Origin of the sequence: Rugamonas apoptosis (genome assembly GCF_014042355.1) — a bacterium.
In the GTDB taxonomy this organism is placed as follows: Bacteria; Pseudomonadota; Gammaproteobacteria; order Burkholderiales; family Burkholderiaceae_D; genus Rugamonas; species Rugamonas apoptosis.
The window spans coordinates 1-1,453 of the sequence record NZ_JACEZU010000035.1; the positions used below are offsets into that span (position 1 = coordinate 1).

General features: G+C 68.0%; 1 protein-coding gene. It reads right to left on the reverse strand.

All coding sequences use genetic code 11. The annotated features are described in order from the left end of the window. Positions 1–1,453: beta strand repeat-containing protein (locus H3H39_RS27290; RefSeq protein ID WP_311196998.1), on the reverse strand; the 1,453-nt coding region annotated here is incomplete at both ends.

Consider the following 1,453-nt stretch of genomic DNA (forward strand, 5'->3'; position numbering starts at 1 on the left):
CTGGAGCCGCTGTCGTGGGCCAGGGCAACCACGGGTGCCGCGGTCGCGGTGTCGAGGGTGAAGGTGAAGGCCGCGGCATTGTGGGTGTTGCCGGCCACGTCGGTGGCGCGCACGATGACGCTGTTGTCGCCCTCGACGGCGCTGAAGCTGTTAGTCCAGGTGGTGCCGCCATCGGTGCTGTAGCTGATGGTGGCGCCGGCCTCGGTGCCGCTGACGGCCAGTGTGCCGACGTTGGTGATGCCATCGCTGCCGCTGGAGCCGCTGTCGCTGCTCAGCGCGACGACAGGCGCCGCAGTCGCGGTGTCGAGGGTGAAAGTGGTTGATGCCGTGCTGGTGTTGCCGGCGACATCGGTGTCGGTGATGCTGACAGTATGGGCGCCGTCGGTCATGCCGGCGGCGTCATAGCTGGCGACTTGCTTGCCATCGACTGTGATGACGCGGGTGGCGTCGGCATCTGGCGCACTGAACGTTAGCGCGGCCTGGCTCGTCACGCCGTCGCCGGCGACGCCAGTGTCCGTGGTCAGGGCCACGCCCGCAGTTGCGATCGTGGTGTCGAGGGTGAAGGCGAAGGCTGCGGCATCGTGGGTGTTGCCGGCCACGTCGGTGGCGCGCACGATGACGTTGTTGCCGCCTTCGACGGCGCTGAAGCTGCTATTCCAGGTGGTTCCGCCGTCGGTGCTGTAGCTGAGGGTGGCGCCGGTCTCGGTGCCGCTGATGGCCAGTGTGCCGACGTTGGTGATACCGTCGCTGCCGCTGGAGCCGCTGTCGTGGGCCAGGGCAACCACGGGTGCCGCAGTCGAGGTGTCGAGGGTGAAGGTGAAGGCCGCGGCATTGTGGGTGTTGCCGGCCACGTCGGTGGCGCGCACGATGACGCTGTTGTCGCCCTCGACGGCGCTGAAGCTGTTAGTCCAGGTGGTGCCGCCATCGGTGCTGTAGCTGATGGTGGCGCCGGCCTCGGTGCCGCTGATGGCCAGTGTGCCGACGTTGGTGATGCCATCGCTGCCGCTGGAGCCGCTGTCGCTGCTCAGCGCGACGACAGGCGCCGCAGTCGCGGTGTCGAGGGTGAAAGTGGTTGATGCCGTGCTGGTGTTGCCGGCGACATCGGTGTCGGTGATGCTGACAGTATGGGCGCCGTCGGTCATGCCGGCGGCGTCATAGCTGGCGACTTGCTTGCCATCGACTGTGATGACGCGGGTGGCATCGGCATCTGGCGCACTGAACGTTAGCGCGGCCTGGCTCGTCACACCGTCGCCGGCGACGCCAGTGTCCGTGGCCAGGGCCACGCCCGCAGTTGCGATCGTGGTGTCGAGGGTGAAGGCGAAGGCGGCGGCATCGTGGGTGTTGCCGGCCACGTCGGTGGCGCGCACGATGACGTTGTTGCCGCCTTCGACGGCGCTGAAGCTGCTATTCCAGGTGGTTCCGCCGTCGGTGCTGTAGCTGAGGGTGGCGCCGG